The 23,799-nt window shown below is 70.6% G+C and carries 27 protein-coding genes and 1 riboswitch; of the genes, 13 read left to right on the top strand and 14 right to left on the bottom strand.

Annotated features, from left to right (window positions below; translation table 11 throughout):
- On the bottom strand, nt 1-186 hold a 186-nt coding region (locus tag RT323_RS01610; RefSeq protein WP_313404423.1), incomplete at its 3' end, for a deoxyribodipyrimidine photo-lyase.
- A 99-nt stretch (nt 187-285) separates the two neighbouring features.
- On the opposite strand from RT323_RS01610, the gene RT323_RS01615 reads away from it, so the two are divergent.
- Together RT323_RS01615 and RT323_RS01620 are read left to right on the top strand one after the other, a co-directional pair.
- Nucleotides 286-807, top strand: coding sequence for a DUF2243 domain-containing protein (locus tag RT323_RS01615; RefSeq protein WP_313404424.1), 522 nt, complete (start codon nt 286-288; stop codon nt 805-807).
- A gap of 2 nt (nt 808-809) precedes the next feature.
- The gene (locus RT323_RS01620) at nt 810-1,628 is read left to right on the top strand and encodes a cytochrome c oxidase assembly protein (RefSeq protein WP_313404425.1); all 819 of its coding nucleotides are present in this window, start codon (nt 810-812) and stop codon (nt 1,626-1,628) included.
- Here RT323_RS01620 and RT323_RS01625 read toward each other — a convergent pair.
- From RT323_RS01625 to RT323_RS01635, 3 genes are all read right to left on the bottom strand, one after another.
- Nucleotides 1,577-2,143, bottom strand: a complete 567-nt coding sequence (locus RT323_RS01625; protein WP_313404427.1) for a DUF2231 domain-containing protein — start codon at nt 2,141-2,143, stop codon at nt 1,577-1,579. The two genes, RT323_RS01620 and RT323_RS01625, sit on opposite strands and share 52 nt — an antisense overlap.
- 115 nt (nt 2,144-2,258) lie before the next feature.
- A complete protein-coding gene (locus RT323_RS01630) occupies nt 2,259-3,125 on the bottom strand; it encodes an RNA polymerase sigma-70 factor (protein ID WP_313404429.1) in 867 nt (288 codons plus the stop codon).
- Entirely contained in the window at nt 3,122-3,691 is a 570-nt protein-coding gene (locus RT323_RS01635) for a carboxymuconolactone decarboxylase family protein (protein ID WP_313404430.1), read from the bottom strand. Before RT323_RS01635 ends, RT323_RS01630 begins: the two co-directional genes overlap by 4 nt.
- Before the next feature lie 280 nt (nt 3,692-3,971).
- Here RT323_RS01635 and kdpA point away from each other — a divergent pair, with 280 nt between their 5' ends.
- From kdpA to RT323_RS01670, 7 genes are all read left to right on the top strand, one after another.
- Nucleotides 3,972-5,618: a potassium-transporting ATPase subunit KdpA gene (gene kdpA / locus RT323_RS01640; protein ID WP_396171744.1), complete on the top strand. Its 1,647-nt coding sequence runs from the start codon at nt 3,972-3,974 to the stop codon at nt 5,616-5,618.
- On the top strand, nt 5,615-7,702 hold the full coding sequence (kdpB, locus tag RT323_RS01645) for a potassium-transporting ATPase subunit KdpB (protein ID WP_313404434.1): 2,088 nt from the start codon (nt 5,615-5,617) through the stop codon (nt 7,700-7,702). The genes kdpA and kdpB overlap by 4 nt, the downstream gene beginning before the upstream one ends.
- A 5-nt stretch (nt 7,703-7,707) precedes the next feature.
- Nucleotides 7,708-8,295 carry a potassium-transporting ATPase subunit KdpC gene (kdpC, locus tag RT323_RS01650; protein ID WP_313404435.1) on the top strand — a complete coding sequence of 196 codons (588 nt, stop codon included), beginning with the start codon at nt 7,708-7,710 and terminating at the stop codon, nt 8,293-8,295.
- Between the two features lie 29 nt (nt 8,296-8,324).
- Complete coding sequence (locus RT323_RS01655) at nt 8,325-10,835, top strand: ATP-binding protein (RefSeq protein ID WP_313404437.1); 2,511 nt, start codon at nt 8,325-8,327, stop codon at nt 10,833-10,835.
- A complete protein-coding gene (locus RT323_RS01660; protein ID WP_313404439.1) occupies nt 10,832-11,506 on the top strand; it encodes a response regulator transcription factor in 675 nt (224 codons plus the stop codon). The genes RT323_RS01655 and RT323_RS01660 overlap by 4 nt, the downstream gene beginning before the upstream one ends.
- Nucleotides 11,507-11,564: 58 nt before the next feature.
- On the top strand, nt 11,565-12,182 hold the full coding sequence (locus RT323_RS01665) for a class I SAM-dependent methyltransferase (protein WP_313404441.1): 618 nt from the start codon (nt 11,565-11,567) through the stop codon (nt 12,180-12,182).
- Nucleotides 12,183-12,267: 85 nt separating this feature from the next.
- Nucleotides 12,268-12,693, top strand: a complete 426-nt coding sequence (locus tag RT323_RS01670; protein WP_313404442.1) for a hypothetical protein — start codon at nt 12,268-12,270, stop codon at nt 12,691-12,693.
- 9 nt (nt 12,694-12,702) lie between these two features.
- Here RT323_RS01670 and RT323_RS01675 read toward each other — a convergent pair whose 3' ends face one another.
- Entirely contained in the window at nt 12,703-13,176 is a 474-nt protein-coding gene (locus RT323_RS01675) for a MarR family winged helix-turn-helix transcriptional regulator (RefSeq protein ID WP_313404443.1), read from the bottom strand.
- The gene (locus RT323_RS01680) at nt 13,169-14,083 is read right to left on the bottom strand and encodes an LLM class flavin-dependent oxidoreductase (protein ID WP_313404444.1); all 915 of its coding nucleotides are present in this window, start codon (nt 14,081-14,083) and stop codon (nt 13,169-13,171) included. Before RT323_RS01680 ends, RT323_RS01675 begins: the two co-directional genes overlap by 8 nt.
- A 144-nt stretch (nt 14,084-14,227) precedes the next feature.
- Between RT323_RS01680 and RT323_RS01685 the strand changes: the two genes are divergently transcribed.
- On the top strand, nt 14,228-14,605 hold the full coding sequence (locus RT323_RS01685; RefSeq protein WP_313404445.1) for a hypothetical protein: 378 nt from the start codon (nt 14,228-14,230) through the stop codon (nt 14,603-14,605).
- Here the strand turns inward: RT323_RS01685 and RT323_RS01690 are convergent.
- Entirely contained in the window at nt 14,598-15,263 is a 666-nt protein-coding gene (locus tag RT323_RS01690; protein ID WP_313404446.1) for a dihydrofolate reductase family protein, read from the bottom strand. The two genes, RT323_RS01685 and RT323_RS01690, sit on opposite strands and share 8 nt — an antisense overlap.
- Before the next feature lie 68 nt (nt 15,264-15,331).
- Here RT323_RS01690 and RT323_RS01695 point away from each other — a divergent pair, with 68 nt between their 5' ends.
- Nucleotides 15,332-15,829 (top strand): hypothetical protein, encoded by a 498-nt coding sequence (locus tag RT323_RS01695; RefSeq protein ID WP_313404447.1) that lies wholly within the window; start codon nt 15,332-15,334, stop codon nt 15,827-15,829.
- Nucleotides 15,830-15,835: 6 nt separating this feature from the next.
- Here the strand turns inward: RT323_RS01695 and RT323_RS01700 are convergent, their stop codons facing one another.
- From RT323_RS01700 to RT323_RS01725, 6 genes are all read right to left on the bottom strand, one after another.
- Nucleotides 15,836-16,249 carry a hypothetical protein gene (locus RT323_RS01700; RefSeq protein ID WP_313404448.1) on the bottom strand — a complete coding sequence of 138 codons (414 nt, stop codon included), beginning with the start codon at nt 16,247-16,249 and terminating at the stop codon, nt 15,836-15,838.
- 30 nt (nt 16,250-16,279) lie between these two features.
- Entirely contained in the window at nt 16,280-17,221 is a 942-nt protein-coding gene (locus RT323_RS01705) for a DUF1214 domain-containing protein (protein WP_313404449.1), read from the bottom strand.
- Between the two features lie 101 nt (nt 17,222-17,322).
- Nucleotides 17,323-17,580: a GlsB/YeaQ/YmgE family stress response membrane protein gene (locus RT323_RS01710; RefSeq protein ID WP_313404450.1), complete on the bottom strand. Its 258-nt coding sequence runs from the start codon at nt 17,578-17,580 to the stop codon at nt 17,323-17,325.
- 94 nt (nt 17,581-17,674) lie between these two features.
- Nucleotides 17,675-20,254: a LuxR C-terminal-related transcriptional regulator gene (locus RT323_RS01715; protein ID WP_313404451.1), complete on the bottom strand. Its 2,580-nt coding sequence runs from the start codon at nt 20,252-20,254 to the stop codon at nt 17,675-17,677.
- 64 nt (nt 20,255-20,318) lie between these two features.
- Complete coding sequence (locus RT323_RS01720) at nt 20,319-20,975, bottom strand: GAP family protein (RefSeq protein ID WP_313404452.1); 657 nt, start codon at nt 20,973-20,975, stop codon at nt 20,319-20,321.
- Nucleotides 20,976-20,985: 10 nt separating this feature from the next.
- On the bottom strand, nt 20,986-21,378 hold the full coding sequence (locus tag RT323_RS01725; RefSeq protein ID WP_313404454.1) for a PLDc N-terminal domain-containing protein: 393 nt from the start codon (nt 21,376-21,378) through the stop codon (nt 20,986-20,988).
- A gap of 147 nt (nt 21,379-21,525) precedes the next feature.
- Nucleotides 21,526-21,642: riboswitch (SAM riboswitch) on the top strand.
- A gap of 27 nt (nt 21,643-21,669) precedes the next feature.
- Here RT323_RS01725 and RT323_RS01730 point away from each other — a divergent pair.
- Nucleotides 21,670-21,954, top strand: coding sequence for a hypothetical protein (locus RT323_RS01730; protein ID WP_313404456.1), 285 nt, complete (start codon nt 21,670-21,672; stop codon nt 21,952-21,954).
- Here the strand turns inward: RT323_RS01730 and RT323_RS01735 are convergent.
- Nucleotides 21,951-22,526, bottom strand: a complete 576-nt coding sequence (locus RT323_RS01735) for a TetR/AcrR family transcriptional regulator (protein ID WP_313404458.1) — start codon at nt 22,524-22,526, stop codon at nt 21,951-21,953. The two genes, RT323_RS01730 and RT323_RS01735, sit on opposite strands and share 4 nt — an antisense overlap.
- 78 nt (nt 22,527-22,604) lie before the next feature.
- Between RT323_RS01735 and RT323_RS01740 the strand changes: the two genes are divergently transcribed.
- Nucleotides 22,605-23,795, top strand: coding sequence for an MFS transporter (locus tag RT323_RS01740; RefSeq protein WP_313404460.1), 1,191 nt, complete (start codon nt 22,605-22,607; stop codon nt 23,793-23,795).
- Nucleotides 23,796-23,799 lie beyond the last annotated feature (4 nt).

The following is a 23,799-nucleotide window of genomic DNA, read 5'->3' on the forward strand; positions in this document are numbered from 1 at the left end:
GAGCGACGCCTCGAGCCGCGCTCGACGCGGCCGACCGGTGCCGGACAGGCGCGGGTCCCGGACGAACAGCGGCACCACGCGGCCGTCCCCGCCGGCGGCCACCAGCGCGGGGTTGTCCTGGAGCCTCAGGTCGCGACGGATCCACCAGATCGAGGTGGGAGCGGAGGTCCCGCCGGTCGTGGCCATCGATTCATCGTAGGGCGGGCGAGCACGGTCGGCACGGTCACGCGCATGGCCGCCGGGGCGCTGGGTACGGCATCTTCACCACCGCGAAGAGGAGAGCCCATGGACCCCCACGCCTCCAGCGAGCAACGCAGCCTCGCCGCGCCCGGCATCATCCTCGGCGCGGGCCTGGGCGGCTTCGTGGACGGCATCGTCCTGCACCAGGTGCTGCAGTGGCACCACCTGCTGACCAGCACCGACAGCGACAACGTCGGCATCCCGACCTACCCGCCGGGCACGGTGCACGGCCTCGAGATGAACACCCTGTGGGACGGCATCTTCCACGTCGTGACCTGGCTGCTGGTGCTGACCGGCATGGCGATGCTGTTCAACCGCGTGCAGCACGGTCGGGGCCGGACCTGGCGGTTGAGGATCCTGTGGCCGTGGATCATCGTCGGCTGGGGCGTCTTCAACGTCGTCGAGGGACTCCTCAGCCACCAGATCCTGGGGATCCACCACGTGCGCGAGGGCGAGAACGAGCTCGCGTGGGACCTCGCCTTCCTGGCCCTGGGCGTCCTGCTCATCGTCGTCGGCTGGTGGTTCGCCCGCCGTGCGTCCCGGCGCGAACCCGCGACGCGAGGCTGAGCGTGCTGTCCGCCCATGCCGGTCACGACGCGTCGCCCGAGGCGTGGGCGTACGTGCCGATGCTGGTGCTCGGACTCGTCGCCGTGGCCTACGTCGTCGGCACGATCCGGGCCGAGGCACGTCAGGGCTGGCCGCTGCGCAGGACGGTCGCCTTTGTCGCGGGGACCGCGTTCCTGGCCCTGGCTCTCTCGCCGTCCTTCGACACGCTCGCCCACGACGACTTCGGCGGCCATGCGGCGCAGCACCTGCTGCTGGCGATGGTCGCGCCCCTGCTGCTCGTGCTGGGCATGCCCGTCACGTTGCTCTTGCGAGCACTCCCCCACCGGGCCGCTCGTCGTCTCGGCGCGTTCCTGAACACCGCCCCGGTCCGCCTGCTCTCGACGCCCGTCGTCGCGCTGGTGCTCACGAGCGGCGGCATGGTCGTCCTGTACTTCACGCCGCTGTACCGGTGGAGCACCGAGTCCACGGGCGTCCACCTGCTGGTCCACGTCCACCTCGTGCTCTCGGGATTCCTGTTCGCGTGGGTGATCGCGGGGCTCGACCCATCGCCCCACCGCGCGAGTGTGCGCACCCGGCTCATCACGCTGGGCGCCTCGATCGTGGTGCACTCCGCGGTGTCACAGCTCCTTTACGCCGGACTGTGGGTGCAGGTCGACGAGCCCGCCGAGGAGCTGCGGGCGGCCGGTTCGCTCATGTACTACGGCGGCGACGTCGCCGAGCTGCTGCTGGCCCTGGTGATGCTGCTGGCCGCCACGTGGCGGGGCCGGCCTCAGTCGAACGCCGGGTGCCGCGTGGACACCTTGCGCGCCGACGTCATGTGACCGCCGAGGTAGCCGCCCACCGACGCGACGGTGGCTCCCACCAGCGCCAGGTTCCGTCCTCGCGCGTGGTTCCCGCGCCTGCGCGCGAACCAGGAGGCGCCGTAGGCGATGCCCGCTGCGGCGTTCGAGACGGCGTGGACGACGCCGACGCGCCGGACACCGGGCTCGGAGGTCGCAGCCCACTCCGCCCAGCCGGTGATCGCGGTCGGCACGGCCGAGAGCACGCCCAGCCCCACCAGCCGGCGAGCGGCCGGACGAGCCTCCTCGCCACCGATGAGGTCGAGCACGGTGGCCGAGGTCCAGAACCCGATCGGCAGGTCGGTCAGCAGCGGATGGACCGCGTGCCCCATCCAGTCCCCGTGCAGCAGGCGGCGCCGCCCCTCGGAGGCGATCAGGCCCTCGGCGAGCGGACTGACCGCGCGTACCGCGGGGTCCAGCGCCTTGCTCTGCTCGAGTCGCTGGGTCCACTGCACGGCGGGCGAGACCGTGGGCCGTCGGTGTGAGCGTGTCGTCATGGGTGATGTCCTTTCGACCAGCCGTGACCGAGATGTACCCCATTGAGCGCTGGCCATGCGCAGTGGGGAGTCCTGGCGTCATCAGGTGTCACCAAGGCTCCCCAGTCATGCCCGGTCAGCGGGTCAGGCGGACCGGCCCGCGGAGCGAGAGCTTGTCGGGGTTGCGCACGATGTGCATCGTCGTCACGAGGCCGTCCTCGACGACCGCGGTGGCCACCCCCGTCACCGTGCCCGACTCGCGGATGACCAGGCCGGGCTCGCCGTTGACCCACGCGGGCTCGATCGTGACGTCGTCGGGCATGACCCCGGCGAGGAAGCGCAGCACCTTGTCGCGCCCCAGGATGGGCCGACGCGCCGCGCTGACCTTGCCGCCACCGTCGCTGATCAGGACGACGTCGGGTGAGATCACGTCGAGCAATTGCTGCAGGTCGCCCTCGGCGATCGCCCGCTGGAACCGCGCGACGACCTCGTCCCGCTCCTTGGTCGTGACCTCGGAGCGCGGGCGCCGGGCCGCCACGTGGGCGCGGGCGCGGCGGGCGATCTGGCGGACGTTCTCGGGGGTGCGGTCGACCGCGGCAGCGATCTCGTCGTAGGGCACGTCGAACACCTCACGCAGGACGAAGACGGCGCGCTCGGTGCTGCCGAGCGTCTCCAGCACGAGCAGCATCGCGGTGGAGACGGACTCGGCCAGCGCGACGTCGTCGGCGACGTCCGGCACGGTCTCGAGCGGCTCGGGCAGCCACGGCCCGACGTACGACTCGCGCTGCCGCGCCAGGGTTCGCAGGCGGTTGAGGGCCAGGCGCGTGGTGATCCGGACCAGGTAGGCCCGCGGCTCCCTCACGTCCTCGCGGTCGTCCGCACTCCAGCGCAGCCATGTCTCCTGCACCACGTCCTCGGCGTCCGCGGCGGAGCCGAGCATCTCGTAGGCGACCGTGAACAGCAGCGCCCGGTGCGCCGTGAACTCGGTCAGGACGTCGGTCACGGGGCGTCCGCCAGGGGCAGCTCGCAGACGTCGCTGAAGCCCTGACTGGCCAGTCCGGCGGCGAAGTTGAAGCGCGAGCGTTGGTTCTCCACGGCCACCATCATGGTCAGTTCGACCAGCGCGCGTTCACCCAACGCGTCACGCAGCCGCACGACCTGCTCGTCGGTCACCGTCGGCGGGGTCGCGGTCATCGCCTCCGCGTAGGCCATGACGTCGCGCTCGAGCGGCGTGAAGACGTCGGACTCGCGCCAGCGCGGCACCTCGCGGACCTTGCGCTCGTCGAGTCCCTGGTCGTGGGCCAGGTAGTAGCCGAAGTCCAGGCACCAGCCGCAGCCGATGCCCGCGGCCGACGCCATCACCGCGTAGGACTTGAGGTGCGGGTCGAGCGCGTCCCACCGGCCGACCCTGCTCTCGAACGCCAGCACCGCGCGCAGCACCTTCGTGTGGTGCCACATGACCGGCACCATGTCGGGCACGCGGCCGTACATCCGGCGGGCGGCCGCACTGACGAGGCGGGCGGCGGCGGAGTCCATCGGGGCGGCGGGGATGCGGAACGTGCTGGTCATGGCGACTCCTTCATGCGGACCTCGGCAAGGTCGTCCGACATGTTGACACCGGCTGAGCCGATTCCGTGACACCCGCGCCTCAGGGTGACGGTCCGACGGCGTGGCAAAGGTGCGTCAAGCGGCGTCAAGAACGCGTCAAGGAGCGCCGGGGAGCCCGTCCTCCGGGTTTGGCTGTCGTCATGAGCATCGAAAACGGCCTCATGACGACAGCGGTGATCACGCTCGCCGTCTACCTCCTGGCGGCCCTCGTCCTCCCGGAGCGATTCCAGTGACCGAGACCATGGGAGGCCTCGTCTCCATCACCGTCCTCCTGGCCCTGCTGGGAGTCCTCTACGTCCCCCTGGGCGACTACATGGCACGCGTCTTCACGACGCCGCGCCACCTGCGCGTCGAACGGCTCGTCTACCGCATCGTGGGGGTGAGTCCCGACGGTGAGCAGAGCCCGAAGTCGTACGCCATGAGCGTGGCCGCGTTCTCGCTCGTGAGCATTGTGGTCCTGATGGGCATCCTCATGGGCCAGTCGCACCTGCCGATGAGCCGCGACATGGAGGGCATGCCCTTCTGGATGGCGTTCAACACGGCGATCTCCTTCGTGGCCAACACGAACTGGCAGTCCTACGCCGGCGAGTCGACGCTCGGCTTCACGGCCCAGATGGCCGGCCTGGCGGTGCAGAACTTCCTCTCCGCCGCCGTCGGCATCGCCGTCGCCGTCGCACTGATCCGCGGGTTCGCACGGTCTCGCAGTGGGTCGCTCGGCAACTTCTGGGTCGATCTGACGCGCGGCACCGTGCGCATCCTGCTGCCGCTCGCGTTTGCCGGCGCGGTGGTCCTGATGGTGGGTGGCGTCGTCCAGACCTTCGGCGACACGAGCGCCACGACCCTGATGGGCGACCCCCAGGTGCTGCCCGGCGGACCCGTCGCGAGCCAGGAGTCGATCAAGCTGCTGGGCACCAACGGCGGCGGCTTCTTCAACGCGAACTCGGCGCACCCGTTCGAGAACCCCACGGGACTGACCAACCTCTTCGAGATCTTCATGATCCTGCTGCTGCCGGTGTGCCTGACGCGGACGCTCGGCACCATGGTGGGCCACCGTCGGCAGGGGCTCGCCGTGCTCGGTGCGATGGCTGCGCTGTGGACCGTCGCGCTGGCCGTCACGACGTGGGCCGAGGCCGGGGCGCACGCCCCGTCGGCCCAGGCCGCCGGCGCGGCGATGGAGGGCAAGGAGACGCGGTTCGGCGAGTGGGCGAGCTCGCTGTTCGCCGTCGCCACCACCGGCACGTCGACCGGCGCCGTGAACGCGTCGCACGACTCGATGACCCCGGTCGGCGGCGGTGCCGCGATGGTGAACATGATGCTCGGCGAGGTCGCTCCCGGCGGCGTCGGATCGGGCCTCTACGGGATCTTGATCATGGCGATCCTGACCGTCTTTCTCTGCGGACTGATGGTGGGACGCACGCCCGAGCTGCTCGGCAAGAAGATCGGCTCGCGCGAGATGACCTTCGTCGCCCTGTACGCGCTGGCCACGCCCACGCTGGTCCTGACAGGGACGGCCATGGCGATCGCTCGCGACTCGAGCGCCGACGCGATGGGCAACCCGGACGGTCACGGCTTCAGTGAGGTGCTCTACGCCTACACCTCCGCGGCCAACAACAACGGCAGCGCCTTCGGTGGCATCACGGTGACCTCGGACTTCTTCCAGATCACGCTGGGACTGGCGATGCTGCTGGGCCGCATCCTGCCGATCGTCCTCGTCCTGCTGCTCGCCGGATCGCTGGCGCGACAAGGCAAGGTCCCCGTCACCACCGGGACGTTGCCCACCCACCGACCCCTCTTCGTCGGGATGCTCGTCGGCGTCATCGTCATCATGACGGCGCTCACGTACTTCCCGGCTCTCGCCCTCGGACCGATTGCGGAGGCACTCGCATGAGCATCACCACCACCGACCGCCCGAAGCCCGACGCGTCCGACCGGCGGCCGTCCCCCGGCCGGCCCGGCATCACCACGGGCGCCTTGGGCCGGCAGGCACTGCGGCAGCTGCCCGAGGCACTGCGCAAGCTCGATCCGCGCCACCTGTGGCGCTCGCCGGTCATGTTCATCGTCTGGCTCGGATCCGTCGCCGCGACGATCGCCGCGATCGCCGATCCCGGCAGCTTCACGGTGATGATCGCGATCTGGCTGTGGCTGACCGTCATCTTCGGCAACCTGGCCGAGGCCGTCGCCGAAGGACGGGGCAAGGCCCAGGCCGCGTCGCTGCGCGCCACCCGGACCGACACGATGGCCCGCCGGCTGGCCGACGACGGCACGCAGACCCAGGTACCAGGTGCCGAGCTGAGGGTCGGCGACCACGTCGTGGTCGAGGCCGGCGAGGTCATCCCCGGCGACGGTGACGTCGTCGAGGGCATCGCCTCGGTCGACGAGTCGGCCATCACGGGCGAGTCCGCGCCGGTCATCCGCGAGGCAGGCGGCGATCGCAGCGCGGTGACAGGCGGCACCCGGGTGCTCTCGGACCGCATCGTCGTGCGCATCACGGCGGCCGCGGGCGACACCTTCCTCGACCGGATGATCGCCCTGGTCGAGGGCACATCGCGACGCAAGACCCCCAACGAGATCGCCTTGTCCATCCTGCTGACGAGCCTGACCTTCGTGTTCCTCGTCGCGGTGGCGACGCTCGCCCCGATGGCCGAGTACTCGGGCGCGCCGCAGGACGTCGTCGTGCTGGTCGCGCTCCTCGTCTGCCTCATCCCGACGACGATCGGCGCGCTCCTGTCCGCCATCGGCATCGCGGGCATGGACCGCCTGGTGCGAGTCAATGTCCTGGCGATGTCGGGGCGCGCGGTCGAGGCCGCCGGTGACGTCAGCACGCTGCTGCTCGACAAGACCGGCACCATCACCCACGGCAACCGCCGCGCGACCCTTCTCCTCGCGGCGGCACCGCTCGTCGACGACGACCGGATGCGCGATGCCGCACGGCTCTCCAGCCTCGCCGACCTCACGCCCGAGGGCCGCTCGATCGTGGAGCTGGCGCTCGCCCGTGGAGCGATGGACGACGACCTTCCCGACGGCGCGGAGTTCATCGAGTTCACGGCGCAGACCCGCATGTCGGGCGTCGACCTCGCGGATGGGACCCAGATCCGCAAGGGAGCGGGCTCGGCGATCACAGCCTGGCTCGGGCAGGAGCTCCCCGAGGACGTCACGGACACGGTCAACGCGATCGCGCGCGGTGGCGGCACTCCCCTGGTCATCGCGCAGGTCGAGCCCCGCGGCGAGCGCACCGTCCTGGGCGTCGTCCAGCTCAAGGACGTCGTGAAGGAGGGCATGACCGAGCGGTTCGCCCAGCTGCGCGCCATGGGCATCCGCACCGTCATGGTCACCGGCGACAACGAGCTGACCGCGCGGGCCATCGCCAAGGAGGCCGGAGTCGACGACTTCCTCGCCGAGGCCACGCCCGAGGACAAGCTGGCCTTCATCCGCAAGCAGCAGGAGGGCGGACACCTCGTCGCCATGACCGGCGACGGCACCAACGACGCGCCCGCACTCGCGGCCGCGGACGTGGGCGTCGCCATGAACAGCGGCACGGCCGCGGCCAAGGAGGCCGGCAACATGGTCGACCTGGACTCCGACCCGACGAAGCTCATCGACGTCGTCGAGATCGGCAAGCAGCTGCTCATCACGCGCGGCGCGCTGACGACCTTCTCCATCGCGAACGACGTCGCGAAGTACTTCGCGATCATCCCCGCGATGTTCGTCGCGGCGTACCCGTCGCTCGACGCGCTGAACGTCATGGACCTGGCCACGCCTCGCTCCGCGATCCTCTCGGCCGTCATCTTCAACGCCCTGATCATCGTGGCGCTCATCCCACTCGCGCTGCGCGGTGTGCGGTTCCGGGCGGCGTCGGCGCTCTCGGTGCTGCGGCGCAACGTGCTGGTCTTCGGACTGGGCGGCGTGCTCGTCCCGTTCGCCGGCATCAAGCTCATCGACCTGCTCGTCTCCACCATCCCCGGAATCGGTTGATCATCATGCTCCTCACCCCGTTGTCGGATCTCGCTCGCCAGGCCCTGGCCGGCCTGCGCCTGCTCATCGTGTTCACGCTCGTCCTGGGGATCGGCTATCCCGTGGCGACCTGGGGTGCCGCCCAGGCGCTCGGCGACCGCGCGGCCGGCCAGCCCGTCCGGGTCGACGGCGAGGTGGTCGGGTCGCGCCTGGTCAGCCAGCGCTTCGAGGGCGACCAGTGGTTCCATCCGCGCCCCTCGGCGAACGATCACGACACCCTGGCGTCCGCGCCCAGCAACCTCGGCCCCCTCAACGACGACCTCATCGCCTTGATCGCGGAGCGTCGCGCCGCCGTCGCCGCCACCGAGTCGGCATCGCCGTCCGAGGTGCCGGCGGACGCCGTGACGGCGTCGGGGTCGGGCCTCGATCCGCACATCTCCCCCGCCTACGCCCGCCTGCAGGTCGCCCGCGTCGCCCGGGCGAACGGGCTCGACGCCGCGACCGTGAGGTCGCTCGTGCGTGAGCACACCAGCGGTCCGTTCCTGGGCTTCCACGGCGAGTCCGGTGTCAACGTGCTCGAGCTCAACGTCGCGGTCGCCCGTGCCGCCCGCTAGGCGCACCGACCCGGGTGGAGACTGAGCACGTGGGCACAGCCAGCGAGCGCGGGACCCTGCGCGTCTACCTCGGAGCCGCGCCCGGCGTCGGCAAGACGTTCGCGATGCTCGACGAGGGAAACCGTCGCCTCACGCGAGGCACCGACGTCGTGGTCGGATACGTCGAGACCCACGGGCGCCGACACACGATCGACGCGCTCGCCGACCTCGCGGTGGTCCCCCGAGCCGAGATCGAGTACCGCGGCACGGTCCAGCCCGAGATGGACCTCGCCGCGATCCTGGCCCGCCGCCCCGAGGTCGTCCTGGTCGACGAGCTCGCCCACACCAACGTGCCGGGTGGCTGGCACGAGAAGCGCTGGCAGGACGTCGAGGCGCTCCGCGACGCCGGGATCGATGTGGTCACGACGGTCAACATCCAGCACCTGGAGTCGCTCAACGACGTGACGGACGCGATCACGGGTGTCCGGCAGCGCGAGACGGTCCCCGACGAGGTCGTCCGCGCTGCCGACCAGATCGAGCTGGTCGACATGAGCCCCCAGGCGCTGCGGCGCCGGCTGGCCCACGGCAACGTCTACGCCGCGGAGAAGGTCGACGCGGCCCTGCACCACTACTTCCGCGAGGGCAACCTCACGGCGCTGCGCGAGCTGGCGCTGCTGTGGCTGGCCGACCGCGTCGACGAGGGGATGGAGCGCTACCGCTCGGAGCACGGCATCCGGGGCACCTGGGCCACGCGCGAGCGCATCGTCGCCGCCGTCACGGGCGGGCCCGAGTCGGCCACCCTGATGCGGCGCGCCGCCCGGATCGCGTCACGGCGCGCCGGTGGCGAATGGCTGGCCCTCTACGTCACGAGGCACGACGGGCTGAGCGCGATCTCGCCCGACCGCCTTGCCGAGCTGCGCGCCAAGACCGACGAGCTCGGCGGAACCTTCCACACGCTCGTCGGGGACGACGCCGCCGAGGCGATCCTCGCGTTCGCCCACGCGGAGAACGCGGACCAGGTGATCATCGGGGCCAGCCGGCGCGGACGCCTGTCGACCCTCGTGCGGCCCGGGATCGGAGAGCGGGTGATCGGCGCCTCCGGAGACGTCGACGTCCACATCGTCACGCACGACTACGCGCGAGGGCGCGGCGCTGCCGTGCCCGGCGAACACCGACTCGGTGCCCGTCGTCGCGCCGCCGGGTTCGCGTTCGCGCTGCTCGCTCCGACCCTGCTGAGCCTGGCGCTGTGGTGGACCGACACCCTGCACGGCCTGCCCTTCGAGGCGATGCTGCTGATGGCGGTCGTCGTCGCCACCGCGCTCATCGGCGGCCTCGTGCCAGCGGTCGTCTCGGCCGTCCTCAGTGGCGTCCTGCTGAACCTGCTGTTCACGTCGCCACGCTACGTCCTGACGATCGCCGATCCCGAGAACGCCTTGGCGATCGCGTTGTTCGTGGTCGTCGGCATCGCCGTCTCGACGGTGGTCGATCACTCGGCCCGCCGCGCCGCCGAGGCACGACGGGCACGGACCGAGGCCGACAGCCTGACCGTGCTCGCCCACAGCCTGTTGACCTCGAGCGACGACCTCCGGGGACTGCTGACCTCGGCGTCCGAGCTGTTCGGAGCGGAGGGCGCCGCGGTCCTGCACCGTGCCGGGACCGGCGAGTGGAGGACGGTGGCCGCCGTCGGGCACGCGCCCACGACGATCGAGGACGGCCAGATCTCCACGTCGATCGACGACCGCACGGCGCTCGCCCTGCGTGGTGGCATGCACACCGGCTCGGAGCGCAGCCTGCTGAGCGCCTACGCCGCCTACGCGAAGGTGATGTCCGATCGCACGCGCGCCCGGACGGCCGAGATCGACCGGCACCGGCTGGCCGAGGCCGACCGGACCCGCACCGCACTGCTGGCCGCCGTCTCGCACGATCTGCGGTCACCCCTGGCGGCCGTGAAGGCCGCTGTCTCGAGCCTGCGAGGCACGAGCGTCACGTTCTCGCCCGAGGACGAGGCCGCGCTGCTGGAGACGATCGAGGAGTCGGCCGACCGCCTGAACGCACTGGTGACCAACCTCCTCGACATGACCCGGATCCAGACCGGAGCGGTCACCGTCCACCTCGACGAGGTCGGGCTGGCCGGTGCCGTGCGCACGGCCGTGGCACCGCTCGACCACGGCGATCGGATCGTCATCGACATCGACGAGGAGGCCACCGCAATCGCCGACCCGGGACTGCTCGATCGCGTCCTGGCGAACATCTGCGAGAACGCGCTCAAGTACGCGCCGGACGACGCCGACATCCGGGTCGACGTGGCGGTCCTCGGGGATCGGGTCCTGACGCGCATCGCCGACACGGGCGCGGGGATCGGCCACGAGGACCTCGAGCGGATCTTCGCGCCGTTCCAGCGGCTGGGCGACGTGCCCGGCAAGGACGGGGTCGGCCTCGGACTGGCAGTGGCGCGTGGACTGACCGAGGCCATGGGTGGCACCATCGCGACCGAGCCCACGGCCGGCGGCGGCCTGACCGTCGCCATCGACCTTCCGCGACCGACCGAGGAGGCCAGATGAGCTTCGTGCTGGTCGTCGACGACGACCCGGCGATCCTGCGCACGCTCAGCATCAACCTGAGGGCCCGGGACCACGAGGTCGAGACGGCGGGTGACGGCAGGTCTGCTCTGCAGATCGTCGACGAGCGGATGCCCGACGTGGTGCTGCTCGACCTCGGGCTGCCGGACCTCGACGGCATCACCGTGCTGACGCGTCTGCGCGCGTTCACCGAGGTGCCGGTCATCGTCGTGTCGGCGCGAAGTGAGCCCGACGACAAGGTCGAGGCGCTCGATCTCGGTGCGGACGACTTCGTCACCAAGCCGTTCTCGATCGAGGAGCTCCTCGCCCGCGTGCGCGTGGTGACGCGCCGCAACGCCGGGAGCGAGCCGGGCCTGGTCGTGGAGACCGGTGGACTCCGGCTCGACGTCACCGAGTCGCGCGCCACACGCGACGGCGAGGAGATCCACCTGACGCCGATCGAGTGGAAGATCGTCGACGTGCTCGCGCGCAAGCGGGGCCGGCTCGTCCGCCAGACCGAGCTGCTGCGCGCCGTCTGGGGCGTCGGCTACGAGCGCCAGTCCAACTACCTGCGCGTCCATCTCGCCAGCATTCGCCGCAAGCTCGAGGCCGACCCCTCGAGACCGACCCTCTTCGTCACCGAGCCCGGCATCGGACATCGCTTCACCCCGTGACTGCGGCTGCGACCGACGGCCGGTCGAGCATGCTCCCGCCGGGAGGCAGGATGGGCCCATGACCTCCTCGCCGCAGCCCCGTTGGTTCACCGACACGCAGCCGGGCCACTCGCAGTGGTTCATCGAGCGCTTCCGCGCGCTGGAGGCCGACGGGGTGGACCTGCTCGGGGAGGCCCGCTTCGCCGACATGCTGGCACAGCGCGGGTCGCGGATCCTCGACGCGGGATGCGGCACCGGCCGGATGGCCCAGGCGCTGCACGCCGCCGGGCACACCGCGTACGGCGTCGACGTCGACCCCGAGCTGATCGCCGCCGCCGAGGCCGACCACCCGGGCCCGACGTACGGCGTGGTGGACCTGAGCGAACTGACCCTCGAGGACGTCGGCGGCGAGCCGGTGGACCTCGTGGTCTGCGCCGGCAACGTGCTGGTGTTCGTCGCTCCCGGCACCGAGCGGACCGTGATCGAGCGGCTCTGCGCGGTCACGCGTCCCGGGGGTCGCGTGGTGATCGGCTGCCGCCCCGAGCAGGTCTACTCCTTCGAGCAGTACGACGCCGACCTGGCCGCGCTCGCGGAGCGCGGGATCGCGACCGTCGAGCAGCGGTTCTCGACGTGGCACCTCGACCCGTTCGCGCCGGACTCGGACTTCGCCGTGACCGTGCTGCGGGTCGCCTCCTAGGCACGGTGCCGGCGCCCACTCGGGGCGCGCACCCCCGCATTCGGTCGTAGCGTGGCGAGGGAACCCACCTCGAAGGAGTGTCCCCATGAAGCTGAGCCACGTCCCCTTGCGTCTTGCCACCGGCGCGTTCATCCTCAACAGCGGCCTGAACAAGCGGAACCTGCCGCGTGAGGCGGCCGAAGGGATGCAGGGCATGGCGGCGAACGGTGTGCCCCCGGTGAAGAACCTGGACCCCGTCACGTTCGGCAAGGCTCTGAGCGCCGGCGAGATCGCGCTGGGCGCAGCCCTGTTGACGCCGTTCGTGCCCGCGACGGTGGCAGGCGCCGCGCTCACCGGCTTCGGTGGCGGCTTGATCAACATGTACCTGAACACACCCGGCATGACCGCCGAGGGCTCGAAGTTCCGGCCCAGCCAGGACGGCACCGCGATCGCCAAGGACATCTGGCTGGTCGGCGCTGGTCTGAGCCTGCTGATCTCTGGCCTGACCTCGCGCAAGAAGATCAAGATCTGAGGTCGGTCCTCAGGCTTTGTCGTCCGTGTCCGTGACACCGGCGACGTTCTCGAGCACGGCTGCGGCCGCGTCGCCCATCACCTGCACCTGCCCGGGGCTGAGGACGTCGAAGAAGAGCTCACGCACCCGGGCGACGTGAGCCGGGGCGGCCGCGTCGACGGCGGCTCGGCCGGCCTCGGTCAGGCTGATCATCGGTGACTGCCCGCCGTCGACGTGCCCGTCGCGCTGCAGCAGTCCGCGCTCCTCCAGACGGCGGACGTGATGGGCCAATCGGCTCTCCTCCCACTGCAGCTCGAAGCACAGGTCGCGCTCCCGCAGCTCGGCGTCCGGGGCCTCCGACAGCATGGCGAGGACCTCGAAGTCCGGGAGCGACATGCCGGAGTCCGCCTGGAGACGCTCCCCCACCGCCGTCATCAGGTTCGCGTGCATGCGCAGGAAGCTGCGCCACGTGGCCTGCTCGGTCTCGTCGAGCCATTCAGCCATGCTGCGTCCCTCTTTCCTGGGTGACGAGCTCTCGGACCGCGGGCGCGACCTCGGCAGCGAAGGTCTGCGTGACGACGGTGTCGTCCGAGGACACGATGAACCCGCTGGTGCCGTGGGTCAGCGCGATCTCGGCGAGCTCCTCGGCCCACTGGGTGGGCGGGCCCTGCAGCAGCCCGCTGCCCTGGGCGGCGAACCGGCCGCTGATGTTGAGGAACCGGCGGATGTCCGTCGGCCGGCGGCCGGCCTTGAGGGCGGCCTCGTCGATGCGGCGGTTCATGGCGCCCAGCTCGGACGGCCCTTCCTCCAGGTACGACAGGGACGGGATCCACCCGTCGGCGACGCGCCCGGTCATGCGCAGGATGCGCGGCTTGTACGCGCCGACCCAGATGCCGACGTCGTGGGCCGGGGCGGGCCCGCGCTTGGCGCCGTGCACGTCGTAGTGCTTGCCCTCGACCGACAGGACGCTCCTGTCGCTGGTGTCCCAGATGCCGCGGATGATCGCGATGGCCTCCTCGAGCGCCTCGATGGACTCCCCAGGTGTCCGGCGGGGGCCACCCATGGCGGCGACGCCGTCCCAGAACGCACCGGCTCCGAGGCCCAGCTCGATCCGACCGCCGCTCAGCTGGTCGAGCGTGGCGATCGACCGCGCCAGCACCGCCGGTGGGCGCAGCGGCAGGTTGGTGACGTTGGCCGCCAGCCGGATCCGTTCGGTCCTGGCCGCGGCATAGGCCATCAGCGTCGAGGTGTCGTGGAACTTCGCGACGTAGGGATGGTCCTGGAAGGTGACCAGGTCCAGGCCCGCGCGCTCGGCGACGATCGCCTGCTCGACGGCCTGGTGGACAGGATGGCTGACCGGGGTCACGAACGTGCCGAACAGCAGGTCGTGACCGTAGTCGGTGGTGGTCATGGGGCACTCCTCGCGTCGCTCGGGGCGACATGGCGATTGTCTCGGACCACGCTGCCGGGGTCGAGTCGGGTCCTTCTTGACCGAGTGCCGGCGAGAGGCGAGACCACGTGTCGAGACCCGGCGGTGTCCTGCTTGGATCAACCCGTGACCCAAGCCGCCGTCGTCATCACCCTCGCACTGCTGGCCGCCCTGAGCGTCCTGCAGCTGGCCGTCGCCGCCGGCGCCCCGCTCGGTCGCTTCACCTGGGGAGGTCAGCACGAGGTCCTGCCCACGCACCTGCGCATCGGCAGTGCGGTCTCGGTCCTGCTCTATGCGTTCATCGCCGCGGTCCTGCTCGACCGCGCCGGCGTGATCGACGTCTTCCCGTCCGGCTTCAGCGAGCCTGCCGCCTGGGTCGTCACCGGCTACTTCACGCTCGGCATCGCGATGAACGCCGCTTCGCGCAGTAGGCCGGAGCGGCTCACCATGACACCGGTCTGCCTGGTCCTGGCGGCCTGCTCCGCGGTCATCGCCGTCAGCTGATCGGCAGTGCCTCCACGCGCGTGAAGGTGACGTGCACCGTCCCGCTCTCGGGGGCGACCTCGGTCGTGACGTCGAAGCCCTGGTCGAGTCCGCGTTGTCCGTCCCACACGCTGATGCCCTTCCCCAGGACGATGGGTGCGATGGCGACGTGCAGCTGGTCGATCAGGCCGGCCTCGAGGAACTGGCGCACGACCGTCGGACCGCCGCCGATCCTCACGTCCTTGTCACCAGCGACCGCCTGGGCGCGCTCGAGCGACTCCTGCGGCGTGGCGGTCAGGAAGTGGAACGTGGTGCCGCCCTCCATCTGCAGATCGGGCCGCGGGTCGTGCGTCAGGACGAAGACCGGATAGTGGAACGGCGGGTTGTCGCCCCACCACCCGCGCCAGTCGGCGTCGTCGGGATGGGTGTGCAGGCCGAACTTGCCGGCACCCATGATCTCGGCGCCGATCCCGTCGAAGTAGGCCGCGGCGTACGTGTCGTCGACGCCGGTCGTGCCCGCGCCGGTCGTGTCGCCCATGACGCGATCCTGCATCGTGCGGGTGGCGAGGTAGGCGGCGACGAGGCGGCCCCAGTCCTCACCGAACGGGTTCTCGGGCGTCCCGTCGGCGGTGGCGGCGATGCCGTCGAGCGAGATGTTCAGGTCGGCGCGCACTCTCATGGGACCTCAGTCTGGGCCGCACGGAAGACTCCGACAAGGCCCCGGTGCCCCTCCACTAGCCTGACCGCGTGAACACGACTCCCCGCCGGTTCGGACATCGCCTCCTGCACGACATCGGCGCGCCGATCGAGGGAACCATCGTCGCGGCTGCCGCGATCACGATCGCGGGATCGCACGCGCACACGGTCGCCCGCGTCACCACGGCGTGGGCGGTGGTGATCGTCGTCTACTGGCTCACGCACGTCTACCTGCACGCCCTGCGCGACCAACTCGACCGGCAGGCGGCCCCGCTCCATCGTCGACTGGCGGACAACGCCGGGCTGCAGATCGGCGTGCTGGCCGGCGGGGTGCCGGTCATGCTCGCGTACCTCGCGGCCGTCGCCTGCGGCGCGGAGCTCGATGAAGCGGTGTACGTCTCGTTGGCCTGGACGATCTTCCAGCTTGGCGGCACGGTGTTCGTCGCCTCCCGCGCGGCCCGCCTGTCGACGGGCCGCGCGGTGCACGAGTCACTCGTGGCCTCGCTGCTGGGGTTCACGCTCCTGGCCTCGAAGATCCTCCTGCACTGATCTCGCTCAGCAGGTCAGACCCGACGCCGCCTGGTCGCGGGCGGCCTGCAGAGCGGCGAGGTCGTCACGCAGGGAAGCGCCGGCCTCGGGCACCGTTGCGCTGCCGTCGACGTCCTGCACTGCGTCCTCGAAGCGGTCCCAAGCGTCGTCGACCTCGTCCCAGGCGGCTTCGTCGGCCTCCTCGACGGCGTCCTCGGCCTCCTCGATCGCCTTCCGCACCTGCGAACGGGCGTCGCGCCACTGCTCCACGGTGGACTCTGCGTCGAGGTTCGCGCCGACGTCGGACAGTGTGGTGCTCAGCTCTGCGATCGCGTCACACGCGGCCTGCTCTTTCTCCTCCTGTGACTGGCCACAAGCGGCCAACCCGAGGGCGAGGACGCCGATGCTGAGGGTGGTCGCGAGCTTGTGCGGTCGGTTCATGGTTCCTCCGATGGTTGATGTGCGAGTGGGTCAGCTGGCGGGGACGAGCGCAGGGACCTGCCACGTGCCGTCGAGCACCTCGGCACGCGGGCGGTACAGACGGACCAGGAAGTTCCAGCCGGCTGGAGTGGGGATCACGTTGGGGACGTCGGGGCCGAAGTCGCCGAACCGAACGGTCACAGAGCCGTCGGGGTCCGGAACCGCGGTGATGTTGTTGACCGTGTAGGCATCTCGGTCGTTCGGGGCGAAGAAGCCCTTCTCGTCGTACACGGAGATCGACCAGAAGCCGTCGACCGGAACATCCTTCATCGTCAGCTCGAAGCGTCCCTCCTCGGTCGGTTGCACGCCGACGTAGGCGGCCTCGGAGCCCGGCAGGCCGCCCCAGCCGGCCGCGGTTCCCACCAGGTGGCGGACCGGATCGACCTCCTCCGGGCGGCCGAACATGCGGTCGAATCCGGTCAGTCCTCGCGCAAGGTCCAGTAGCGCATCGCGCGTCGCGTCGAAGCTGACCGTGTCGTAGTCGGCCACGACGAACGGCTCGGCCGATCCGGCCTCGATCACCACGCTGTCCTGGAGCCGACCGACCTCCGCGACGTCATCGGCATCCTGGGAGTCCACCAGGATCCGCAGCGCGACCGCGGCGTGGCGGCTGCCAATCTGGTCCCGCGTCAAGCGGTGCGATCCCGGCTCGTGCAGGACGACGGGGACGAAGTGGCCTTCGTTGACGACCATCGCCGAGAGGTATCGCTCACCGCAGTCCGGCAGGGTCAGGGTCGCGTCCTGCGCCAGGTCCACGACGGCGAAGCTGTACAGCGTGTCGCGGTTGAGCCGCACGACGAGCTGGTGGTCGATCGGCGAGGGTTCGCGGACGTGGGAGAACACGTTGACCGCACCGGCCTCCGCCTGCAGGTCGTGGAACATGCGGGCGTTCTCGGCCTCGACGAAGTTGTCGACGTTGACGCTTACGGGCATGGCTGTCCTCCTGGTGAGCGCGAGCCGCCAGTGTCGCAAGGGTCCGAGGCGCGACAGAAGTCGTCGGCGCGAATTTCACCCCGGCGGGGTGAGCACCGTTGTCAGGCCCGTCGAGAGGAGAGCGCACCCCACGCAGCGGTCACGACGATCGCGCCGAGGAACGACCCGATCAGACCGCTCGCTCGCAGGTCCAACCCGTCGCCCGCGATGAGGCTCGACGCGAGCCCACCCAGCAGTGAGCCGAGCAGACCGGCGACGACGGCCACCGTCCAGTTCACCGACTCCATCCGGCGCCCCAGCACCATCTGGGCCAGGCCGCCGACGAGGATTCCGAACACGATGATCGCGAGGATGAGCATGTCGACACAGTAGGGGCCTCGCGCCCCCGGCAGGAAGTCTTCGGCATCGGAGCGCTGACACTCACCCTCCCGGGGTGAGCACGTGCAGTTCGGCTCAGTCAGCCGCGGCGCTGGCGAGCTGGACGGCCTCCCGCCGGGTCGCGGCGCCCAGCTTGCGGTAGATCGAGCGCTGGTGTGTCTTGAGGGTGTTGACCGAGACGTGCAGCGCGGTCGCGATCTCGGAGTTGGTCATCGTGCTGCGCATGTAGCCGAGGATCTCGCGCTCACGCGGGGACAGCGCGGCCGTCGACACGGTCACGCCTGTGCCCTCGTCGCCCATCAGGAGCCGTGCCACGAAATGGGGGTGCCGCGTGCCCTGCTCCAGATGGGTCTCCAACATGCGGCGCATGCCCGGCATCGCCAGGTCATAGGGCTGCGCGATGCCCAGTGGGACGGCGATGTCGAGGCTGCGCTCGAGCTGGCGGGTCGCCGACTCGCCTTGGCCACGCTGGCGTTGCACGAGGGCATTGAGCACGAGAGCCGCGACCCGGATGTACGTCGGCTGGTCCTCGAGCGGAGAGAGCCGGCGCAATTGCTCCGCCGTCTCGCGGAGCCGCTTCGCCCGGTACATCAACGCGGCTGCCTGCAGGGCGATCACCGGCACGTGCCCGCGATCGACGGCAGACCGGGCGATGTCCACCGCTCTGGCCAGGTCCCCGCGGCTCGCCACGAGCATCGCGGCGGACATCGTGGAGTAGTGACCCCAGGGCACGCCGTGGGTGTCGACGACCGGAACGTCGCGGCGCAACACCTCCGCACGGTCGAGGCGCCGCGGATCACCGGTCGCGCAGGCCACGAAGGTGTACATGATCCGTGACAACGGGGCATATGCCTCGAGATCGTGGCGCTCGATGACGTCGACGAATCGCGCCTCTGCCGTCGACAGGTCACCCGACCAGAACGCGAGCCATCCCTCCGCGAAGGCCTCGATGCCCCCGTCGTAGACGCCCCACAGGTCCGTACCGCGGCGGGTGCCGGGACCGAGCAGGCCGAGCTGCTGCCGGGCGACGGTGAAGTCTCCGGCGAAGGCGGCGGCGAAGGCAGCGTTGGCGTGGGCCCGGTGGGCCAGGACCGGCGAGCCGCGCCGTTCCGCGAGCTGACTGGCCGTCAGGAGCAGCTCCAGGGCGACGAGAGGTCGGCGGCGCAGTCGCATCTCGGCCCAGCCCAGCAGGAAGAGGGAGTCGGCGTGGGCCCGGTCGCCGGGGTCGAGCTCGGTCCGCAGGAGCGCATCGAGCTCGTCGCACGCGTCCGCAAGCTCCGCGCCGTCGTCGGTGATCAGCAGTCGCCCCTGGGCCAGGGCGATGCGTGCGGTCGAACTGGAGCCGGTCTCGCGGGCAGCCGCCTGCTCCAGGAGCATCTTCGAGACCGCTCGGTGCCCGGACAGGTCGCCGCAGGCCGCCTCCACGACCAGGACTACCGGGTCGCGCCGGTGGCTGGCGGGCAGGTTGTCCATCGCGGCGCGCAGGACGTCCAGGTCGCCTTCGATCAGGAGCGGCAGCCAGTGCGCCGACAGGGCCTCGAGCACGAGGTCTGGATCGCCGGACACCTGCGCGACCGCCAGCGCGGCAACGGGATCGTTCGGTCCGCAGATGCGTGCCGCCGTCCGGCACAGGTGGACGAACTCGCCGGGGTCGGTGCGACGCAGGAGGGCGCGACAGACCTGGGCGAATCGGGCGTGCCAGCGGTAGGCCACCCGGCTGCCGTCGGTCACGCGGGTGAGGAACAGGCCCCTGGCCTCGGCGTCGGCCAGCAGTTGCTCGACGTCGTCGCGGCCCGAGAGCTCGCGTGCGGACCACTGGTCGAACTGGTCGAGCACGGTCGTGCGCAACACGACGTCGCGCAGCGGCCCCGGAAGGCGGTCGAGGACCTCGTGCTCGACGTACTCGCCGACGGATGCGGTCGATCCCGGCAGGGCGGTTCCGGGGGTCAGTAGGTCGAGGCGTACCGCGACGGGCCACCCACCCGTGGCGTCCACGATCTGCCGCGCCGCGACGTGGTCCAGTCCTGCGTCGGCGAGGTGACCGACAGCGACGACCTCGTCGTCCGTCATCCGCAGTTCGTCGGCGCAGATCTGGACGGCGGATCCCGTCGATCGGTACCGGACCAGGCCCGGCGTCGGGGTGCGGGTGGCCAGGACGATGCCGAGGTTCCGCGGCGCGGCGGTCAGGAGCTCGGCGACCAGGCCGTGCTCGGCGAGGCCGGGCACCTCGTGGCCGTCGTCGAGGGCCAGCATGACGCGGCCCGGCAGCGCATCGAGCACGGCCAGAAGCTCGGCGAAGAGTTCCCGGACGGGGGCGGCACGACCCTGAAGACCTGTCACCGGCGCGTAGTCCGGCCCGGCGCTGGCCGCGGCGCCCGCGAGCGACGTCAGGACCGCGTTCGCCAAACGCTGCGGGTTCTGGGCGTGCGTACTCAGTGACACCCAGCCGACAGGAATCGGCTGCGCTCTCGCCCATTGCGCCAGGACCGTGCTCTTGCCGAACCCGGCGGGGGCGACGATCTCCACAGCGAACGCTCGCGCGGTGGCATTCGCCAGGACCTCGACGACACGCGGACGGGGCACGATCCCGGGCGCCGGCTCGGGGGCGCGGATCGCCATCCACGGAGCCGCTCCGCCCGCGACGTACTGCTCCATGCGGGGCAGGCTATCGCAGGAGAGTCCTTCGCACGGCCTTGCGGCGGGCTCCGGACCACCACCCTCACACAGTCCGTAGGCCCTGGCTGACGAGCACGACTCCGAGGACCACCAGCAGCGTTCCCATCACACTCGAGTTGTGCTGGACGAGCCATTCCTTGAGCCGGGCCAACGGCGCCGCGACCCGCTGCGGGGCTGCGGCGTGCGCGAGGACCGGTAGCGCCACCGAGGCCCCTGCGAGCACCACGAAGACACCGAGGGTCGCCAGCGTCTCGGCGGGTGATGAACCGGCGGCGGCCACGCTGTCGGCTGCGGCCACGACCATCACGAGGTTCTTCGGGTTGAATGCTGCGAGCCCCGCACCCAGGAGGAGCGCTCGTCGCCCGGACATCGAGTCCACGGCCGACATCCATCCGGGGAGGTCCTCAGGTCCTCCCGGCGAACGGAAGCTGCGGACGGCCAGGGCGACGAGCACCAGTCCGAGGACGATTCGCAGGACCGAGGCGAGCGTGTTCTCGCCGCTGCTGTCGGGAAGCGCTGAGACCAGGGTCGCCACCAGCACCGTGGCGCCGGCGATGCCCGCGAGCCAACCGCCGAGGAAGCCGGCGCCCGTGGACTTCGCCTGTGGCGACATCAGCATCAGGACGACTGCGATGACCGGGACCGGGCTGATGACGATGCCCAGCGCGCTGGGAAGGACGGCCCCGATCGTCTCGACCACGACGCCGACCTCAGGCAAGCGCCTTGGCCTTCAGAACGTCGAACTCGTCGGCCGAGATGGTCCCGTCCTCGAGCAGCGACTTCGCCACGGCGATCTGCTCGGCGGGCGTTGCGCCAGGGGAAGGTGCCGTGGCCACTTGGCGGATGTAGCTCTCGGTGGCCTCCCGGGAGCGCTCTGCCGCCGCGAGGGAACGCTCGGTCATGCCCCGTCCGCGGAAGATCACGTAGACGAGTGCCGTGACCGCAGGGATGAAGATGAGGAACAGCAGCCACACTGCCTTGAGCCATCCGGACAGCTCGCGATCGCGGAACAGGTCGGCGATGACGTTGAAGAGCACCATCAGGTAGGCCACGAAGAAGAAGGCCCACAGCATCAGCAGCACGAAATCCCACACGGTGTTCATGATTCTCCTTGGAAATCGGGTAGTACGCGGGATGAGCATGACGGTTGACGAAGAGTTGCGGTCCGTCTCGACGCGGAAGTCACCCCCGGCGGGTGAGTGCAGGACGTGGGCCGTTTCCGTCGGACGTGCTCGCTACCTTGCTGCCGAGGTCAAGAGAGCCACCCACGCCTCCGGACAGTGGTGGCCGGCAACCGCGTCGCCCGACACGGTGCCTTCCGGAGAAGACCCGGGCACGTCCCGATCGGGACGGGTCAAGACGGGCACCCGTGTGCCCTCGAGAGAGGACAGGACATGGACGACATCTGGACGGACCACACCGACCGCCGATCGCGCGCCGAGCTGGACGAGCTGCTCCGGTACGGGCACTTCATCTCCGTGGGCAAGGGCTACACGCAGGCATACGTGCGGCTGCACTTCCCGGGTTGGGAGTGGAACGACCTCATCACGATGCTGCGCATGGGCGGGGTGATCCAGAAGCAGCCGGGCGACATGTTGAGGTGCCGCCGGAACGTGATGGCGGTGCGCTTCGGCGGCAGCTCCCGGTTCGACGTCGAATGGGACTGGTTGGCGACCTAGCCGCCGAGCAGGCGCTCTGCCCGCTCACGGGCTCTCACCTGGAGCGCGTCGCCCTGCTCGATCCCTCGGTGGGCGACCGACCCTTCGAGAAGCAGGAACAGCTCGTCCGCGGTGCCGTCCGGGTCGTCGAGGCCCGGGCGGTCCTCGCGGACGAGGCGGGCGACGAGGTCGCGCACGGCGCGCTTGTGGGCGCTGACCACCTCGTGGGCGGGGTGGTCCGGCGGCAGCTCACCCGCAGCGTTGAGGAAGGCGCACCCGCGGTCTGTGGGCAACGGGTCGCCTGCGTAGGCGTCGAAGACGGCCAGCGCGCGCGGGTCTGGTGCTTCCGCGAGTCGCTCCTGGAGCCGTCCCCACCATGCCGCGTGCCGCGCCTTCAGGTAGATCGCGACGAGGTTGTCCTTGGAGCCGAACCGGTCGTAGAGGGTGCGCTTCGTGATGCCCGACTCGGCGGCGATCGTATCGACCCCGACGGCGTGGATGCCGTGGCGGTAGAAGAGGTCCGAGGCGACCTCCAGGATGCGTTGGGCGCCGGGAGTCAGGTCCGGAACGTCCAGCACCGTCGCATCCTTCATGGGTCCTCCTCGCCTTGACTTCACAGATCAGTGTACTAGCGTTGCTGAGGTTCACAGACCTGTGAGATTGGGGACGGCATGAGTCACTCGGAGCGGGACGTCCCGGCCCTCACCGAGCGGTCGCGGCGGCAGCTGACGGCGGCCGGCCTGGCCCTGATCGCGGCGTGTTACGGCCTCGCGCGCTTCGCGTACGGAGTGTTCGTGCCGGCGTTTCGTGAGGAGTTCGGCCTGGGCTCCGCGGTGACCGGAGCGATCGCATCCGGCTCCTTCGTCTCGTACTGCCTGGCCATCGTGGCAGCGTCGCTGCTGACGCCGAGGTTCGGCGGGAAGCGTGTCGCTGTGGCGGCCGGAGTCGTCGCCACGGTCGGCACGTTGACGATCGCCTCCGCTCCGAACGCTGCCGTCCTGGCCGTTGGAGTGCTGGTCGCGGGCTCGAGCACGGGCATCGCGTCCCCTCCCTTGGCGCACGCCGTGGCTCACACCGTGGCAGAGCGCTCGCGAGACCGGACACAGACGGTGATCAACGCGGGCACGGGCGTTGGCATCATGTTGGCCGCCCCGATCGCACTCCTCGCCAGTGACGAGTGGCGACTTGCTTGGTTCACCTTCGCGCTGGCGTGCGCGCTCGTGACCGCGTGGGTTGCATGGGCGGTGCCTGCTGGCGAGTCCGGTTCGACCGAAGGGGCTCGATCTCTGCTCCCCACTCCCCTGCTGCCCGCCGGTGCCAGCACCCTTCTGATCGCTGCCGTCACCGCAGGCTTCGCGAGCTCGGCCGTCTGGACCTTCGGCCGCGACGTCCTCGTCACCGAGGGTGGCCTGAGCGAAGGGGCGTCCTTGAGCACTTGGGCACTGCTCGGCGCATTCGGCGTGCTCGGCGCGACCGCCGGCGACCTCGCTCGACACCTTGGTCTTCGCGCCTCTTGGACGATCACAATGCTGGCCATGGGTGCCGCAACCCTGTTGATGGGGTTGTTCCCCGGGATCCTCTCAATCGCTTGGCTCGCTGCCGCGATGTTCGGCGCCTCGTACATCGCCCTTTCGGGCCTCCTTCTGCTGTGGGGAACTAGGGTCTTCCCGGACTCCCCCGCTGCCGGGGTCGGTGTAGCGTTCCTCGCTCTGGCGCTGACGCAGGCCACCGGCTCCGCCACGGTCGGTGTTCTTGTCGACTCAAACGCCGATTGCGCGTTCGTCATCACGGCATTTGTCGCGGTTGTGGGCGGCTTCGCGCGTGCTCCTCGAGTGAGTTGTATGGCCGATTCCCCCACCTGACTGG

Source organism: Aeromicrobium sp. (assembly GCF_032084975.1).
In the GTDB taxonomy this organism is placed as follows: Bacteria; Actinomycetota; Actinomycetes; order Propionibacteriales; family Nocardioidaceae; genus Aeromicrobium.

Coding starts and splice junctions, on each gene's coding strand:
- RT323_RS01710 (WP_313404450.1), bottom strand. CDS start 17,580: ATGCTCATCCTCGCGATCATCGTGTTCGGAATCCTCGTCGGCGGCCTG.
- RT323_RS01715 (WP_313404451.1), bottom strand. CDS start 20,254: ATGGAGCAGTACGTCGCGGGCGGAGCGGCTCCGTGGATGGCGATCCGC.
- RT323_RS01700 (WP_313404448.1), bottom strand. CDS start 16,249: ATGAACCGACCGCACAAGCTCGCGACCACCCTCAGCATCGGCGTCCTC.
- RT323_RS01725 (WP_313404454.1), bottom strand. CDS start 21,378: ATGAACACCGTGTGGGATTTCGTGCTGCTGATGCTGTGGGCCTTCTTC.
- RT323_RS01625 (WP_313404427.1), bottom strand. CDS start 2,143: ATGACGACACGCTCACACCGACGGCCCACGGTCTCGCCCGCCGTGCAG.
- RT323_RS01635 (WP_313404430.1), bottom strand. CDS start 3,691: ATGACCAGCACGTTCCGCATCCCCGCCGCCCCGATGGACTCCGCCGCC.
- kdpC (WP_313404435.1), top strand. CDS start 7,708: ATGCTCCTCACCCCGTTGTCGGATCTCGCTCGCCAGGCCCTGGCCGGC.
- RT323_RS01665 (WP_313404441.1), top strand. CDS start 11,565: ATGACCTCCTCGCCGCAGCCCCGTTGGTTCACCGACACGCAGCCGGGC.
- RT323_RS01735 (WP_313404458.1), bottom strand. CDS start 22,526: ATGAAGGATGCGACGGTGCTGGACGTTCCGGACCTGACTCCCGGCGCC.
- RT323_RS01660 (WP_313404439.1), top strand. CDS start 10,832: ATGAGCTTCGTGCTGGTCGTCGACGACGACCCGGCGATCCTGCGCACG.
- RT323_RS01615 (WP_313404424.1), top strand. CDS start 286: ATGGACCCCCACGCCTCCAGCGAGCAACGCAGCCTCGCCGCGCCCGGC.
- RT323_RS01740 (WP_313404460.1), top strand. CDS start 22,605: ATGAGTCACTCGGAGCGGGACGTCCCGGCCCTCACCGAGCGGTCGCGG.
- kdpA (WP_396171744.1), top strand. CDS start 3,972: ATGGGAGGCCTCGTCTCCATCACCGTCCTCCTGGCCCTGCTGGGAGTC.
- RT323_RS01675 (WP_313404443.1), bottom strand. CDS start 13,176: ATGGCTGAATGGCTCGACGAGACCGAGCAGGCCACGTGGCGCAGCTTC.
- RT323_RS01730 (WP_313404456.1), top strand. CDS start 21,670: ATGGACGACATCTGGACGGACCACACCGACCGCCGATCGCGCGCCGAG.
- RT323_RS01670 (WP_313404442.1), top strand. CDS start 12,268: ATGAAGCTGAGCCACGTCCCCTTGCGTCTTGCCACCGGCGCGTTCATC.
- kdpB (WP_313404434.1), top strand. CDS start 5,615: ATGAGCATCACCACCACCGACCGCCCGAAGCCCGACGCGTCCGACCGG.
- RT323_RS01680 (WP_313404444.1), bottom strand. CDS start 14,083: ATGACCACCACCGACTACGGTCACGACCTGCTGTTCGGCACGTTCGTG.
- RT323_RS01690 (WP_313404446.1), bottom strand. CDS start 15,263: ATGAGAGTGCGCGCCGACCTGAACATCTCGCTCGACGGCATCGCCGCC.
- RT323_RS01705 (WP_313404449.1), bottom strand. CDS start 17,221: ATGCCCGTAAGCGTCAACGTCGACAACTTCGTCGAGGCCGAGAACGCC.